Source organism: Bradyrhizobium sp. 521_C7_N1_3 (genome assembly GCF_052075975.1).
GTDB lineage: Bacteria > Pseudomonadota > Alphaproteobacteria > Rhizobiales > Xanthobacteraceae > Bradyrhizobium > Bradyrhizobium japonicum.
In genome coordinates this window covers 1,375,447-1,389,451 of the sequence record NZ_CP197232.1, presented here as the reverse complement: position 1 = coordinate 1,389,451, position 14,005 = coordinate 1,375,447, and the positions used below count along the sequence as shown (strand labels likewise).

The window sequence follows — 14,005 nt, the reverse complement described above, 5'->3', positions numbered from 1 at the left end:
CGATAGGACGCAGCATCCGCTTTGCAGCGGTTTCTGCGGCCAGCCCGCGCAGCCGGGCAGCGCAGCCGAGCAGAACAAACAGCACTGCATCTCTGGACCATAGAACGAGGCGTTCTCGGGCGTCGGCAGCAATTCGTGCGGGCTCAATCCGTTCCAAAGCCCACGCACGAAAGCACTTCGCATTTCGCCAATCGTTCGCAGAATTTCGGCATCATGAGCCCTACATCAGAGAACTTCTGCTTAATTGCCCAATACTATTCATTACTCCCGTGGGGCAACGAAGCGAGCGAACGAATGGCCCGTTTCTACTTTAATCTGGCAGGCAAGCAGAATGTCGACGACCCCGGCGGGTTAGCATTCGAAGACGAGCTGCAAGCCTTCCGTGCGGCAGAACGCCTAGCAAAAGATCTGGCGAGTGCTCAACCTCTGCTGCGGGGTACAACCTGCGTGGTCGTTACACGTAGGGACCGAGGTGAGGCCTATTACGTAAGCGTGTGACAGCGCTTCCAAATCAAACGTCTCGGCCACTACTGACGTATCATCTGCCGGGGGCAGCCGCCTCTAGTTGTGGGACCACCGAGCCGATTGAGGGGGGCTCGTTTTCCCTAGTTAGACTTGCCTGCAACGCCACCGTCAGGCACGATTTCGAAGAACCCCGATTGCACCATGTGCATCAAGACCTATATCGGCGCGGTCGAAGCGGCGCATGATGATGGCTGATTGGGCCGCGTTCTGCGATGGCAAGCGCGCTGCGGACGGCGTGGTCGTGCCGACGTCTCGCGCGATTGCGTGACGAACAACTTTCTGACTTTCGTATCGTGGAAAACCTGTTTCCCATCAAGTAGAACTAGGCCGTGAACCCCCATCTGTGGACGCCCCGCGAGATGCAAGCGGTTTTTGAAACAGACCACGAAAAGCCCAGAGAGTTGCATGGCGACTGGGTCCATCATTGTGCCTCCGAAATCCCGCGCGCGCCGCCCCTATCGCCTGAAGGGATTTCGTTGGGACCCGGCGCAACTGGAAAAACTGGTGCAACCACCAAGGACCGCCAGATGAGGGGTGAGCGCCGCCGGGTTTATTAACCCTCAGCCGATCATGCAGAAAAGCGGCAAAAGGTGGCCCATCGGCGCCGATTATGGAACCGGTTGTGGTGTTAAATGCCCCGAAACGATAGCAGAAACGAAGGGGATGCTCCGGCTCCGCATACTCGGCTCACACACCGACGACTGGCGCAGGATCGCCCGCGATGACAAAGCAGAGCGAGCATAGATCAGCATGGCCTATCTGCAGAAGCAGCTCGCTAGGCACCGAAAGGCCCTCGGCGAACTCGGTGAGCGCGTGTCGCGTGCCGAACGTGAGATCACGAAAGATCGCGACCACTGGCGCGATCGCGCCGACAGACTCGAGCCGGCATTTATTGGACCTAGCGTCGACTGAAAACCCCGACACTACGAAGAGACGATCATGCCCGTACAAATGAACGCCGAGCTTTTCTGCAAGCTGCGGGAATTATCGCGCCATAACGCGGTCGCCCGCGCGCTTGTCTTCTTGTGGGAAACCGGCACCCTGACCTACGAGGACTGGGCGACGAAGGCGATCTCTCTTCTCATTGATCAGAACGAAACGCTCTCGGCGATCGCCGAATGCGGAGAAGCGCGCCTGCCGCCTACCCAAAACTCCGTCCGTAGCCTCACCCACACGTTGAGAGAGATCGTCCCGTGTCCGACACCCCCAAGACCGGAACACCGCACCCCGGGCCCGCGCTGCGGCTTGTCAGCGGCGCGAAACAGGAGCCCCTGCGCAGCCCCGCCGCCGGCCGCGATGCCGAAAACGAGAAGACGCTTTGCTTCTACTTCAACCGGCGCGTGACCGATGACGAGATGCGGCACCTTCACGCGGTCATACGGCAGGCGGCAGCCTACTCGCCGATCATCGACGGCCAGCCCAGCAAGCAAACGACCGGAGTCTCAGAGCAGGAGGCGGCGGCAGTGCTGCGGCGCTACCTGCTCATGCGCGAGATTGACGGTCACTGAGAAAGTTCCTCTTTTGCATCCGCGCCCCCGACAAAGTCTCGCTAAATTTCAAACTGAGACACTATCGTGAGGCCAGCGGCTGCGCAAACGACGGACTGCAGGGCGCCACCACGACGTGGCCAAGTGTCGTGGTGCATGCTTACGGTGGTGAGACACCGTCCCTCATTCTCGGTTTCAATACTGTCTTGATGCGTGACATCATCATGCAGCCGGTCCCGCGGCGTACAGCCGGCCAGTATTTGTCGCGCGATCCCGGCCCTGGATGTGGAGATTTCACCGGTTTGGCGAAGCCTCGATTGAGGGCGGTCGGGACGCGCCGGTTCGACGCGGGAGCTGATTCCTGTGAATAAGGACGGGCATTAACCTCGCGACGCTTTGACAATGCCATCCTCGTCGTCCGCGAATCAACCTCGGGTCAAGCGACCATGACGACAAAAGTACCGCACGGAAATGGGACAATGAAAGACGACATCAAATCCAAGCTCGATGCCGCGTTTGAGAAGCATGAAGCTTCAAAGCGATTGGCCGCCGAAGCTAAGCAGGCGGCTGAAACCAAGGAAGAGGTTTTCTCGCGCGAGTTCATCGAAGCAAGGGACACCATCGTTCGCCCGGCGATGGAGGAGATCGGCAGTTACGTGAAAGGCAAGGGCTACAGCTACGAGATCTCAACCGAAGACGATAAGCCTTCGCCAGATGGCCGAAGTCGTTCGGTGCCGGCGTCAATCAGGTTGACGATATTCCTGGGTGAACGCCGCTATCCCGTCCATGAGAATCCCGGTTTCTCGGTAATTTGCGAGAAGGAGCAGCAGAAAGTTCGGTTCCACGAATGCACGATGTCGCCAGGGCGTGGTGGACACGCCGGCCCAGCCGATCAAGCAACATTATCTCAGATTACGAAGGATCTGATCCAGGAAAAAATCCTGAAAGTCGTAGCCGACGTTTTCCGCTGATAAAGCGCCACGCGGCATTGTTAATGGTGATCCCGGTGGAAGCGCTCGAGGTGTTCGCCGTCGCCTGATTGTAGGTCGCACTGCTACCGAACGGCAGGACGGGCCCTCCTGTGACAGGATCGCGGTGTAGCTAACAAACAAACTTTCTTCTCTTCGCAGGGAAGGACATGTCGGAGATCGTGCGTGACCTCTCGCAACGTCGGCCGCATCAGCCAAAAAGCCGCCGGCTAACATTGATGATGAAGCCAGCGGGCGCGCCGATGATGGCGCCGAGCAAGCCGTAGCCAAAGGCGCCGAACGCGCCGATCATCACCGCGCCGTAGAAGAAGCCTATCCCGGAGCACAGGACCGTCATGCCAATCAAGGTCTGATCGTTTTTCTCTTCGATCCGGTGCAGGCGTCGCCCTTTGGAGCTCTCCACATAGGGCCCGGTTGGTTCACGCGAGCCGCAGTGAGGACAAGCCAAGGCCGAAAACGAGACACCGCTGCCGCAGTCGTAGCAGTCAATCAGTTCGTGTTGTGCGCGTTGACCCGTCATGAGCCCAGCCTCCTATCTCAACAACTCATCGATCGAAACCTCGCCAAACGGATTTGGAATCGCGCGCCTGGCGACGAAAAGACCGATCACGCGCGTCTGTGGCGCGCGCTCCAAAATCATCTCCTTGATGGCCTTGAAATGGGAGCCTGTCGTGAGGACGTCGTCGAAGATGCCGACAATACCACGCAGGTTTTGCAGATGGTTTTCAGCGATCCTGTAGTTCTGTTTGAGTTCGGCCGGTGCCTTCCGGTTGCCGCCCTTGAACGTGTCGGTAGAGGCGATCTGCTCGATTAGTTCCCGGACGTCTGGCGGCGCCGGGGCGCGGATTCCTCTGCAAACCTGCACCATCCGATCATCGTAAGCAGGATCGGTCTTCACCTTCGATGGCGGCATCGGAACGATCGTGGCCTGGGCCAGCCATTCGGCGTTCAAAACCGCAGACAGGTCGCGAGCGCATCTGGCAATCGCCGGAGCTTTGTAGTGGTAGCCGCCATCGTTACGCTTCTTCTGAAGATTGTGAATCAGCTGATTGGTGTCGCCACCCTGCCAACCTTTACCGGCCGTGTATTCGTAGAGGTAATGACAATCGTCACCCTCGTCGAGGTACCAGTGATCTCGCCGGTTGGTTTCATCAATTTGCTGAAGCAGGCCGACCATCACCCAACGCGCCCCAGATGTCGGCGAAGTCACGGACGCGGATCGCGCCCCGCTTCTCGAAGGTCGCCGGCCAAGTGATATCGTCCCGCTTGAAACAAGAATCGAGGATGAAAAGCTTGCGCCCCTGCTGAAGAGCGGCACGCGCCTGTGTGAGCGTCCCGCTCGCGTCGCTGGCCTCCACGATGATCGTGCCCTCCGTGAGAGCACTCATCGTGACGTTTCGCTCAGGGAAAAATAGCTTGTTCTGCGGGACGTGCTGGCTTGCGTACCGCAACACCGGCACCTGCGAGATCAGCAAATGCTCTTCCGCGATCCTTCGCTGAAGCGCCTGGTTCTCTTTTGGGTAGTAGGCCCCGATCGGTGTGCCGATCACCGCGATGGTATGGCCCTTCGCTTCGATCGCTGCCGTATGAGCTGCGGTGTCGATGCCCGTCGCGAGTCCCGACACGACGGTGAAGCCGCGCTCGACCAACGCACGTGACAACTTTCCCGCACGCAACTTCCCGGTTTCGCTTGGATTGCGGCTGCCCACGACGGCAACGCATCGGGTCTCGACGAGCTCCCAAGCGCCTTGGAAGTAAAGCATCTCTACCGGATGCCTCGCATCCCGCAGCTTCGGTGGATAGTTGCCCGTGAGATTCAGTCGCGTGCCAAATCTAGACACGCCCGCCCTCTTAAGCGCCGCTAAGACCTCGGATGCGCGAGCGTCTGCTACAGCCCCTGAAACGAAGTCGGAGGGCACAGCAGTCGGATCTGAAGCGAACTTGTCCGCGATCGTTTTGAAGGTGGCCCCCTTCTCGAGCCACAGCGCTTCGTACGCACCCAACTCCCTGCACGGCGAGATTGACCGTACGGCCGGCCCGTCATTCATTCTTGCGAGAAGGTTCATCGTCCAACCCTAGCTACCCCCTGCCGCGGCGTCGAATCCGCAGAATCGAAGTCCACCATTTTGAGAAGCCAACGCTTTTCGGGGACAAAAGCGTCAGCAGAGCGTAGCATGCAATTAGAACAAAGCAAGAACATACGAATAACTCATTATTGATCATCGGGTTAAATGGTTAACGCTCCCTTGATTTAGCTCGACGCGCAAGCGAGGGCCCGAGCGCTGTATCGTGCCGTTGACGCGGATGGGACATGAAGAATCGTCGGCCTTCCAGGCGCACCCGTCAGCCAGTCGCCACTAAAAAGAGAGGCCTTCCACCGAAAAGGAAAAGGTGTTGACGAGTTGGCGCAATTCGCTCGCAACGCCCCGGCTCCACAACTGAAGCCAGCTATAGTGTCGGCTAGGCAGTGGTCCGCGCGGCTCTGCCTATGGTCGCCGCCGACCCGTTAGGGTGCGGCGGCTTCCAAGGTGAACGATCCGTAGAGGGTCGGTTTGGGGCGGTGCTCTTCGCGGGGGACCGCCCCCTTCCTCTTGCGGACGTTGACAATCACCATACGGGAAAAACATCATCTTCCCATGCGGAAAATCCGCAGGCCACACGTTGTTCACAGTCTGCGAATGCGCAGCCGCAACACCAACCAAGGGCCGCAGACTGTCAAAAAAGCGGTTAGATTCTGCCACTATCGAAGAAGTGTTGATCCACGAGCTCGAGCCCTAATCTCCAATCAGCTGTGCGCTACGCCTTGTTGACGACGCGTGCCACGATTGTTTGTCCTTTCCATCCGGACGTGATCATTCGCGTCGGCGACGATGGCGCCGAGACCCAGAAACCGTCACCAGGGGGCAGCCGCAGGCTGCGGCCAAACCGAGCGCCGCTCAGTTTCCCGCCCCTACATGCGCTCAAATTCTACGTCCTGGCAAACGCAGGCCGTTCCACCGCTGGTACAGGTCAGGAGGCGGTAGACGACTTCCTCCAGATCATGACCGATCCCGTCGGCGCACGCCAGACGATGGAACAGCACGTGCTCCCGTTGCTCGCGGCTTTCCAACTGACTGATATGATAGTGCCCATCCGTAGCCACTACGCGATTGTTTTGGCTTGGTGCCAGGACTTCGCAGAGGCACGAAGGGAAGTGCGCGCGTTAGCGGAATATGGTGGCACACCCGATCAGCGGGCGATGGTTGAGGAGCGCGCTGAAGTCGTGGAAGCCATCGCGGCGGGCCGCGTTCATCTCAAAAGGCTAGCCCCGCCGCCAAATGCCCGTCGATTGATACCAGGGGCGCTCCCAGTAGGACGCCGCAAGATCGGTCGCAACGATCCATGTCCATGCGGGTCAGGTCGCAAGTTCAAACGGTGCCCGGGCGCAACGTAAGGTGTTATGCCCGCTCTCCAACAACGATCATCTTCGAGCATCCAATCCGCGGTGGCGCCTAAGGACGCCCATGATTGCGGAGGCGATGAAGACAGTGACTGGCACCACTTCCGGGAATAGCACACCAATCAATGGTGTCAGAGTCCGGGAAGCCCCCAGTAGAACACGCCGACCAGGCCGGCAATAAGGCTTGTATAGAGGACGTGGGGGACAATGGAGAGCAGGTACTGCTTACTCGCTCACCGCTGTGAGTGCCCTGCCGGCGGCCAATCGGCTCCTTTGTTCGGGCGACGATCAGAAGGCGGCGAACGATTATCTGCTGACCTGCGCTTCCTCGGAGACGACAAGGATTGAAGCAACGCAATCCACCGGGAGCAACAAGCCGCCGCCTCGGCCCATCAGACGCGTTTCCACGGTGATGATCAGCGCTTGCGAGGCCGGTTCGTGGAAAATTTTCGCGATTGGGTGGGCTCCTGCAAAAAGATTGTCTTTTCAGCCTCCACCGCACTTTGCGGCACCGGCCGAAGAAGGCCTCCCTTGTGGTCTTCCATATCTCCCCAAGCGACGAAGGTAGCGGCTAAAACAGGCGGCGTCTCAGCAATTCCTCCGTGCGTATACTCAGATCAGGACAACCGCATCTAGCGTCGTGCGCCACGATTTGTCGGCCGACCGCCGGATTTCACTGATCAATGAAGCCGTCTCGTCTGCGGCAACCGCTGGCATCAGACGGAGCGGATGCTCGAGCGGAGAACTGCACCGCTAAATATGGACACGGGCATCGGACTTTCGTCGCCGTCAGGCGCAAGTTTTTTTACTCCGCCTTGTTTGGCAAAAATTCTCTCGCCTACGACCGCTATCGCAGGAATGCGCTAACGCCCGATGTGGAGCACCGCGACACCAGAAAACTCTCATTTTCATTGATCGCTGCAGCGGTCAACATGATTGGACCCACAATTACTCAGATCGAGACTTCCGTGAGCACTCCAGAGGCAAAGGTCAAGTGTGGACCTTCTGTGATTTCTATCGGCGCACGGCCAAGGCTGACGAAAGCTGTGGCTGAAGGACGATCTGAACCTGATCACCACGCCGACGAAAATTGTGAAATCAGGGAGGGGTCTCTGCCGGCGCGATCGACGCTCCGAATAACAGAAGCAGGCACCGCAAGTGATCACAGCCCAGCTATCGCGCTGGGCGACAATTTACGTTAACGTTTGCCGGTCGGTCCATATGCGTACTCGAATCCGATCGCCTCGGAGGCAGAAGGCGATCATCCGACCGCTTGATCCTTCCCACCCTCAGGGTTGGGATAATCCTGACAATGAGGAAGTTTGGCTTGAACTGGCGCGCGCCATCGGACGGCAGATTGCACGAGACGAAAACGACGGTTTGGAGCAGCCGAAAGGAGGAAAGGCATGATGACGGGGCCAACAAAAAAGAGGGCCGTGTTATACGCCCGCTATTCGAGCGACATGCAAAAGGCGACCTCGATTGACGGCCAGCTATTGCTCTGCCGGAAGATCGCGGCACGCAACGACCTAGATGTCATCGGTGCATTTGTTGATGCCGCGAAGTCTGGCCTAACCGAATATGCGAGGGACGGCTATCAGCAATTGCTCAATGGCGTGCGAAACCATGATTTTGATGTTGTGATCGTTGAGCATTTCGATCGCCTGTCGCGCGATCCCGCAACCATCCAGCGTCTCAAGCAAGTTTTCGAGTTCAATGGCGTTGAGCTAATGGATCAGAAAGGCGTTTACGCGACTGCCACCGACATCAGCATCGCAAGTCTCTACAACACGATTTATAAGCCGCAGCTCGCCGACAAGGTTCGGCGTGGCCATGATAATGCTGTCGCTAGTGGAAGAATTCCTGGCTCATACGCTTACGGTTACCGGCCAAGGCCGGGCGCGCCCGGTGAGCGCGTGATCGATGAGAACGAAGCGAAGATCGTGGTCCGCATCTTCACCGAATATGTATCGGGGCGTTCAACCCGAGATATTGCGGCCGATCTCACGCGCCAAGGCTTGCCCTCGCCTGGCGCCACCCGTCACAAGAACAAGGCTGGTCGCACGACCTGGAATCATCAGTGCATAACTGGCGGTCGCCACGGTCGCGGCATTATCGGCAACGAGCTGTATATCGGCGAAATACATTGGAACGTTCGATCAACAATTCTGAACCCGGAAACGCAGAAGAAACAGAAACGCCGCAATCCGGAAGACCGGCACATCATTGTCAAGAAGCCCGAGCTGCGGATTGTTCCGCAAGTGCTTTGGGACAGGGCGCAGAAGGTTCGCAGCGGCCGCGCCATCCATATGTTCGGACCGACGGGCAAGCCCCGGCGCCGTCCTGTGATCCCGCGCAATAATGAGCACCCACTTGCTGGGGTCCTGCGGTGTGGTGTCTGCAACGGGAATATGCGAATCGCTCAATCCTCCAGGAATGGCGCTCCGCGCGCCGCATGCGCCAACGCGCATCAACGAGGCACGTGTGAGCACACCCGGAGCTTTGACATGGACGTGCTACTTGAGGATGTCTCAAGCAAAATGGAATTAAAATTGCTTTCGCCCAAAGCGATTGAAGAGGCGATGCGTGCTTGGAAGGAGGAGCGTAAGAACGATCGGAAAAAGAACAGCGAACACGCAAATTTAGAGCGTAGACTTCGTACGTTGACCACTGAGATCGAACGCTTGTCATATGCCATCGCAAACAGCCGTCGCAAGCCGGATGAGTTGCTCAAGCGGATCGATGAGTGCGATGTGGAACGGGAAACAGTTAAGGAGCGCTTGCGGCTTCTGGGTAGTGGCGGCGAAAACGTGATCCCGTTCGACCATCCAAAGTTCGGTGACCGATATCGTTCGGAGGCCAAGAGACTGCTCACCGCGCTGAAGATTAATCCGAAGGCCATCGAAACCCGCGTCGCCTTTCGCAACTTGATCGACAGCATCGTAGTACATCCGGTTCGCAAGCGGATGCCCTACGAGTATACTCCGTACCTGAACAGCGCTTCCCTTTCTAGCATGAATCTTTTCCCAGAAAATCGACGCAAGACGAGAGAGATCAGTGCGTTCGTCTACTATGATAACGTCAAGTCAGAGAAATCCGTGTCCTCGTAGTAGACGCGGACCTGCATGTGATGGCGGCCGTCGCGGATCTCGCCGTCGAGATGGGCTGTCACGTCGCGAGCCTCTTTGCTTTTTGCAACCGGCCCGTTTTGCGCAAAAACAGCCGGCCGCGCAAGCGCAGGTTATGCCACCGCCGGCGTCCTTCCCAGCGTCACTTCGACGATTTCCGGCGGCACGCCGACGCGGACCGGCATGATGCTGCAACCGAGGCCGCCGGAGACGATGACGTCGCATTTCAGCCGGAAGTGACCATAGGCGAGCCGCACGCCGTGCTGAGGCGAAACAGCCGGCGACCAGCCGAACAGGCGGACCTGGCCGCCATGGGTATGGCCGGACAGTTGCAGCGCGACGCGCGCGGGTACGAGCGGCGCGATATTGGGCTCATGCGCGAGCAGGATGACCGGCGCATCGTCGGTGACCTTCGCCAGCGTGCCCGCGAGATCGTCGGCGCCAAGCCGATGCGCGCGGCCATAGCGCTTCGCGGGATAGTAGGCGAGCTGATCGCCGAGGCCCGCGAGCCAGAAGGAGCGTCCGTCCTTGGTGAGACGCACGACGTCGTTCTCGTAGACGGGAATGCCGGCCGCCTCCAGCGCGCGATGGGCGGCTGTCGGCCCGTGCCCGGCCTGCTGCACGGCCCTGTCCACCCAATAGTCGTGATTGCCCATGACGGCATGGACGCCGAGCGGTGCCTTGAGGCCCGCGAGCACCTTGGCCCATTCGCTCGACGGAATGATGCGCGTGACCTGGTGAACACCCGCGACATAATCGCCGAGCAGCACGATGACATCGGCGTTGAGCGCATTGGTGCGATCGACGATGCCCTCGATACGCTCCAGCGACATCCAGGGATCGCAGGCATGAATGTCGGTGACGATGGCGATCTTGAGCGGAAAATCCGCCGGCCATTGCCGCGGGGTCGGGTGATAACGGGTGACGCGGAGCCGCAGCGGCTCGATGCCGACGCCATAGGCCGCGGTCGAGACGCCGAGCGCGGACAGGCCGCCGATGGAACGGATGAGATGACGACGCGTGATCATGGAAGCCCGATGGTGATGCAGCTTTGTGATGCGGCCCGATTGGAGCGGAATTGGGGTCCGCTCGTGCAGACGGCCTGCATTTGCGTGCAGACCGTTTGCACAAAGATTACCGGAAGTTCATGACGACCGACGCACCTTGCATCAACGCAATCAGTCGTCGCTCTCGTCCGTGCCGAACAGGCCGAACTGTGCCGCGGCATCGCGCGAGGGCTCGGCGATGCCGAGATGGCGGAAGGCGTGCGAGGTGAGCAGGCGGCCGCGCGGGGTGCGCTGGAGATAGCCGCACTGAATGAGATAAGGCTCGATGATGTCCTCGATCGCATCGCGCGGCTCGGACAGCGCGGCAGCCATCGTCTCGACGCCGACCGGGCCGCCGCCATAGTTCTGCGCAATGGTCGTGAGGTAGCGGCGGTCCATGGCATCGAGGCCGGCGGCGTCGACCTCGAGCGCGCTCAGCGCGTGGTCGGCGATCTTGCGGTCGATCGAGGCGGCATCGGCGGCGGAGGCGAAATCGCGCACGCGCCGCAGCAGGCGGCCGGCGATACGCGGCGTGCCGCGGGCGCGGCGCGCGATCTCGTTGGCACCGTCGGCGCTCATGCCGACATTGAGCACGCGCGCGCCGCGAGTGACGATGCTTTCCAGCTCCTCGATCGTATAGAAATTGAGGCGGACCGGAATCCCGAAGCGGTCGCGCAAGGGATTGGTGAGCAGGCCGGCGCGCGTGGTGGCACCGACGAGCGTGAATTTCGACAGCTCGATCTTCACCGAGCGTGCCGCCGGGCCCTCGCCGATGATCAGGTCGAGCTGAAAGTCCTCCATCGCGGGATAGAGCACCTCTTCCACCGCCGGGCTGAGCCGATGGATCTCGTCGATGAAGAGCACGTCGCGCTCTTCGAGGTTGGTGAGGAGTGCGGCGAGATCGCCGGCCTTGGCGATCACGGGACCCGAGGTGGCGCGAAAGCCGACGCCGAGCTCCTTGGCGACGATCTGCGCCAGCGTGGTCTTGCCGAGGCCGGGGGGACCTACGAACAGCACGTGATCGAGCGCCTCGCCACGCTTGCGTGCCGCCTCGATGAAGATCGAGAGGTTCTTGCGCGCCTGCTGCTGGCCGACGAAGTCGGACAGCGATTGCGGACGCAGCGCGGTGTCGCCGACATCGTCGCTGCGGCGCTCGGGCGAAACCATGCGGTTGGCCTTGGGGTCGCTCACTTCGCGAGCTCCTTGAGGCCGAGGCGAATGAGCTGCGCCGTCTCGGCATGCTCACCCGCGCTGCGCGATGCGGATGCGATCGCCGCGGCGGCCTGCGGCTGGCCGTAACCGAGATTGACGAGCGCCGAGATCGCATCTGACACCGGGCGCGGCGCGCGCTGGTCGTCGACGGCGCCGGCGAGATGCACGACGGCGGGATCGACATTGGCGAAGGCCGGCGCCTTGTCCTTCAACTCGGTGACGATGCGCTCGGCGACCTTGGGGCCGACACCGGGCGTACGCGCCACCGCGGCCTTGTCGCGCAGCGCAATGGCGTTGGCGAGATCGGCCGGCGCCAGCGTGCCGAGCACGGCGAGCGCGACCTTGGCGCCGACGCCCTGCACGGTCTGGAGCAGGCGAAACCATTCGCGCTCCTGGTCGGTGCGGAAGCCGAACAGCTTGATCTGGTCCTCGCGGACATAGGTCTCGATCGACAGCACCGCGGCCTCGCCGGGCGCCGGCAGATGCTGAAGCGTGCGCGCCGAGCAATGCACCTGATAGCCGACGCCGCCGACATCGAGGAGGACATAATCCTCGCCGTAGGAATCGATCAGGCCCTTGAGCTTGCCGATCATATCCCCACCACCTTCAACCGCAGCGCCGTGCTCTGGCGGTGATGGGCGTGGGTGATGGCGATGGCGAGCGCGTCGGCGGCGTCCGCGGACGGCGGCTCGGCTTTCGGCAGCAAAATCTTCAGCATCATCGCGATCTGGTGCTTGTCGGCGTGGCCGGCGCCGACCACCGTCTTCTTGACCTGGTTCGGCGCGTATTCGGCGACAGTAATGCCGAACATCGCGGGCGCCAGCATGGCGACGCCGCGGGCCTGGCCAAGCTTCAGCGTCGCGACCCCGTCCTTGTTCACAAAGGTCTGCTCGACCGCGGCTTCCATCGGCTTGTGACCGGACAGGACGGCGGCAAGCCCCTCATGGATCGCGAGCAGCCGGCTCGCCAGCGGCAAATCGTCCGGCGGTTCCACCGAGCCGCAGGCGACGTAGATCAAACGATTGCCCTCGGCCTCGATCACGCCCCAGCCGGTGCGGCGCAGGCCGGGGTCGATGCCGATGATGCGAACGGGGCCACGAATCGGGAGCGCAGTCATGGGCCAGTGATAGCGGCTGGCTGCGGTGGGGGAAACAGAAACAGAACGGAAGTAACAGGGGAAGTGGGGTGTCGCGATTGGGTGCCCGCGATGACGACCAAAAGACACGCCGTCATACCCCGCGAAGGCGGGGTATCCAGTACGGCGCGGCTTCTCCGTTTCCCTCGGATGTCTCTGGAATACTGGGTCACCCGGTCAAGCCGGGCGACGACAGCGGAATCTGGGACTGGTGGCGACCTCAGCCGCCCATCTTCGCCATCAGCGCGTCCGACACCTCGAAATTGGCGTAGACGTGCTGGACGTCGTCGTGCTCGTTGAGCAGGTCCATCAGCTTCAGGAGCTTCTCGCCGGTCTCGTCGTCGACCGCGACCGTATTCTGCGGCTTCCAGATCAGCGCGGCCTTGCGCGGCTCGCCGAACTTGGCTTCCAGCGCCTTGGCGACGTCGCGATAGCCTTCGGTCGAGGCGTAGATCTCGTGTCCGCCTTCGCCCGAGACCACGTCGTCGGCGCCGGCCTCGATCGCGGCATCCAGCACCGCGTCGTCGGAGGCGACGCTGCGGTCATATTCGATGATGCCGGTGCGGTCGAACATGAAGGAGACCGAGCCGGTTTCGCCGAGATTGCCGCCCGACTTGGTGAAGAAGGAGCGGATGTCGGAGGCGGCGCGGTTGCGGTTGTCGGTCAGCGCCTCGACGATGACGGCGACGCCGCCGGGGCCGTAACCCTCGTAGCGGATCTCGTCATAGTTCTCGCCCTCGTTGCCGAGCGCCTTCTTGACGGCGCGCTCGATATTGTCCTTCGGCATGTTCTCCTGGCGCGCCGCGATGATGGCGGCACGCAGGCGCGGGTTCATGTTGGGATCGGGGGTGCCCAGCTTGGCCGCGACGGTGATTTCCCGCGCCAGCTTGCCGAACAGCTTCGACTTCTGGGCATCCTGCCGCCCCTTGCGGTGCATGATGTTCTTGAATTGGGAATGTCCGGCCATGCGTGTCTCGTCAGGAATCGTGCGCCAAAGGTGAGCGTGGGAAGCGCGGCCTTATAGGCCGCCAACCCACCGGAATG

At 60.8% G+C, this 14,005-nt stretch carries 15 protein-coding genes and 1 pseudogene; 7 read left to right on the top strand and 9 right to left on the bottom strand.

Features of this window, described 5'->3' with window-relative positions; translation table 11 throughout:
* The first annotated feature begins 294 nt into the window (after positions 1 to 294).
* The 4 genes from AB7008_RS06430 to AB7008_RS06415 all read left to right on the top strand — a co-directional run bounded on the left by AB7008_RS06430 (position 295) and on the right by AB7008_RS06415 (position 2,983).
* Positions 295 to 498, top strand: coding sequence for a DUF6894 family protein (locus AB7008_RS06430; protein WP_131233107.1), 204 nt, complete (start codon positions 295 to 297; stop codon positions 496 to 498).
* 777 nt (positions 499 to 1,275) lie between these two features.
* Positions 1,276 to 1,437, top strand: coding sequence for a hypothetical protein (locus AB7008_RS06425; protein WP_441258646.1), 162 nt, complete (start codon positions 1,276 to 1,278; stop codon positions 1,435 to 1,437).
* 281 nt (positions 1,438 to 1,718) lie between these two features.
* The gene (locus AB7008_RS06420; RefSeq protein ID WP_038936762.1) at positions 1,719 to 2,033 is read left to right on the top strand and encodes a hypothetical protein; all 315 of its coding nucleotides are present in this window, start codon (positions 1,719 to 1,721) and stop codon (positions 2,031 to 2,033) included.
* A 458-nt stretch (positions 2,034 to 2,491) separates the two neighbouring features.
* Positions 2,492 to 2,983 (top strand): hypothetical protein, encoded by a 492-nt coding sequence (locus tag AB7008_RS06415; RefSeq protein WP_038936761.1) that lies wholly within the window; start codon positions 2,492 to 2,494, stop codon positions 2,981 to 2,983.
* A gap of 208 nt (positions 2,984 to 3,191) precedes the next feature.
* Here the strand turns inward: AB7008_RS06415 and AB7008_RS06410 are convergent, their stop codons facing one another.
* From AB7008_RS06410 to AB7008_RS06400, 3 genes are read right to left on the bottom strand one after another with little or no spacing between them, the layout of a single operon-like run.
* Positions 3,192 to 3,521, bottom strand: coding sequence for a hypothetical protein (locus AB7008_RS06410; protein WP_038936760.1), 330 nt, complete (start codon positions 3,519 to 3,521; stop codon positions 3,192 to 3,194).
* A 12-nt stretch (positions 3,522 to 3,533) separates the two neighbouring features.
* The gene (locus tag AB7008_RS06405) at positions 3,534 to 4,178 is read right to left on the bottom strand and encodes a hypothetical protein (RefSeq protein ID WP_049803107.1); all 645 of its coding nucleotides are present in this window, start codon (positions 4,176 to 4,178) and stop codon (positions 3,534 to 3,536) included.
* Positions 4,153 to 5,067, bottom strand: a complete 915-nt coding sequence (locus AB7008_RS06400) for a DNA-processing protein DprA (RefSeq protein ID WP_038936758.1) — start codon at positions 5,065 to 5,067, stop codon at positions 4,153 to 4,155. The genes AB7008_RS06405 and AB7008_RS06400 overlap by 26 nt, the downstream gene beginning before the upstream one ends.
* A gap of 974 nt (positions 5,068 to 6,041) precedes the next feature.
* Between AB7008_RS06400 and AB7008_RS06395 the strand changes: the two genes are divergently transcribed.
* The 3 genes from AB7008_RS06395 (at position 6,042) to AB7008_RS06385 (ending at position 9,550) form a co-directional block, all read left to right on the top strand.
* On the top strand, positions 6,042 to 6,434 hold the full coding sequence (locus AB7008_RS06395) for an SEC-C metal-binding domain-containing protein (RefSeq protein ID WP_085971534.1): 393 nt from the start codon (positions 6,042 to 6,044) through the stop codon (positions 6,432 to 6,434).
* Positions 6,435 to 7,123: 689 nt separating this feature from the next.
* On the top strand, positions 7,124 to 7,642 hold the full coding sequence (locus tag AB7008_RS06390; protein ID WP_441258645.1) for a hypothetical protein: 519 nt from the start codon (positions 7,124 to 7,126) through the stop codon (positions 7,640 to 7,642).
* Positions 7,643 to 7,846: 204 nt separating this feature from the next.
* Complete coding sequence (locus tag AB7008_RS06385; protein ID WP_038936755.1) at positions 7,847 to 9,550, top strand: recombinase family protein; 1,704 nt, start codon at positions 7,847 to 7,849, stop codon at positions 9,548 to 9,550.
* Here the strand turns inward: AB7008_RS06385 and AB7008_RS06380 are convergent.
* From AB7008_RS06380 to AB7008_RS06355, 6 genes and pseudogenes are all read right to left on the bottom strand, one after another.
* A pseudogene (locus AB7008_RS06380) lies at positions 9,523 to 9,609 on the bottom strand (acyl-CoA thioester hydrolase); the annotation flags it as partial. The gene AB7008_RS06385 and the pseudogene AB7008_RS06380 sit on opposite strands and share 28 nt — an antisense overlap.
* A gap of 72 nt (positions 9,610 to 9,681) precedes the next feature.
* Positions 9,682 to 10,596 (bottom strand): metallophosphoesterase, encoded by a 915-nt coding sequence (locus AB7008_RS06375; RefSeq protein WP_441258644.1) that lies wholly within the window; start codon positions 10,594 to 10,596, stop codon positions 9,682 to 9,684.
* Positions 10,597 to 10,746: 150 nt separating this feature from the next.
* Positions 10,747 to 11,781, bottom strand: a complete 1,035-nt coding sequence (gene ruvB / locus AB7008_RS06370) for a Holliday junction branch migration DNA helicase RuvB (RefSeq protein ID WP_174770139.1) — start codon at positions 11,779 to 11,781, stop codon at positions 10,747 to 10,749.
* 20 nt (positions 11,782 to 11,801) lie between these two features.
* Positions 11,802 to 12,419 (bottom strand): Holliday junction branch migration protein RuvA, encoded by a 618-nt coding sequence (ruvA, locus tag AB7008_RS06365; protein ID WP_441258643.1) that lies wholly within the window; start codon positions 12,417 to 12,419, stop codon positions 11,802 to 11,804.
* Positions 12,416 to 12,943, bottom strand: coding sequence for a crossover junction endodeoxyribonuclease RuvC (ruvC, locus tag AB7008_RS06360; RefSeq protein ID WP_028157463.1), 528 nt, complete (start codon positions 12,941 to 12,943; stop codon positions 12,416 to 12,418). The genes ruvA and ruvC overlap by 4 nt, the downstream gene beginning before the upstream one ends.
* A gap of 238 nt (positions 12,944 to 13,181) precedes the next feature.
* On the bottom strand, positions 13,182 to 13,928 hold the full coding sequence (locus AB7008_RS06355; protein ID WP_028150892.1) for a YebC/PmpR family DNA-binding transcriptional regulator: 747 nt from the start codon (positions 13,926 to 13,928) through the stop codon (positions 13,182 to 13,184).
* Positions 13,929 to 14,005: the final 77 nt, after the last annotated feature.

Bases quoted from the DNA above. Each gene is read 5' to 3' on its own strand.
- AB7008_RS06430 (WP_131233107.1), top strand. From the start codon at position 295: ATGGCCCGTTTCTACTTTAATCTGGCAGGCAAGCAGAATGTCGACGAC.
- AB7008_RS06425 (WP_441258646.1), top strand. From the start codon at position 1,276: ATGGCCTATCTGCAGAAGCAGCTCGCTAGGCACCGAAAGGCCCTCGGC.
- AB7008_RS06415 (WP_038936761.1), top strand. From the start codon at position 2,492: ATGAAAGACGACATCAAATCCAAGCTCGATGCCGCGTTTGAGAAGCAT.
- AB7008_RS06410 (WP_038936760.1), bottom strand. From the start codon at position 3,521: ATGACGGGTCAACGCGCACAACACGAACTGATTGACTGCTACGACTGC.
- AB7008_RS06405 (WP_049803107.1), bottom strand. From the start codon at position 4,178: ATGGTCGGCCTGCTTCAGCAAATTGATGAAACCAACCGGCGAGATCAC.
- AB7008_RS06400 (WP_038936758.1), bottom strand. From the start codon at position 5,067: ATGAACCTTCTCGCAAGAATGAATGACGGGCCGGCCGTACGGTCAATC.
- AB7008_RS06395 (WP_085971534.1), top strand. From the start codon at position 6,042: ATGACCGATCCCGTCGGCGCACGCCAGACGATGGAACAGCACGTGCTC.
- AB7008_RS06390 (WP_441258645.1), top strand. From the start codon at position 7,124: ATGAAGCCGTCTCGTCTGCGGCAACCGCTGGCATCAGACGGAGCGGAT.
- AB7008_RS06385 (WP_038936755.1), top strand. From the start codon at position 7,847: ATGATGACGGGGCCAACAAAAAAGAGGGCCGTGTTATACGCCCGCTAT.
- AB7008_RS06375 (WP_441258644.1), bottom strand. From the start codon at position 10,596: ATGATCACGCGTCGTCATCTCATCCGTTCCATCGGCGGCCTGTCCGCG.
- ruvB (WP_174770139.1), bottom strand. From the start codon at position 11,781: ATGGTTTCGCCCGAGCGCCGCAGCGACGATGTCGGCGACACCGCGCTG.
- ruvA (WP_441258643.1), bottom strand. From the start codon at position 12,419: ATGATCGGCAAGCTCAAGGGCCTGATCGATTCCTACGGCGAGGATTAT.
- ruvC (WP_028157463.1), bottom strand. From the start codon at position 12,943: ATGACTGCGCTCCCGATTCGTGGCCCCGTTCGCATCATCGGCATCGAC.
- AB7008_RS06355 (WP_028150892.1), bottom strand. From the start codon at position 13,928: ATGGCCGGACATTCCCAATTCAAGAACATCATGCACCGCAAGGGGCGG.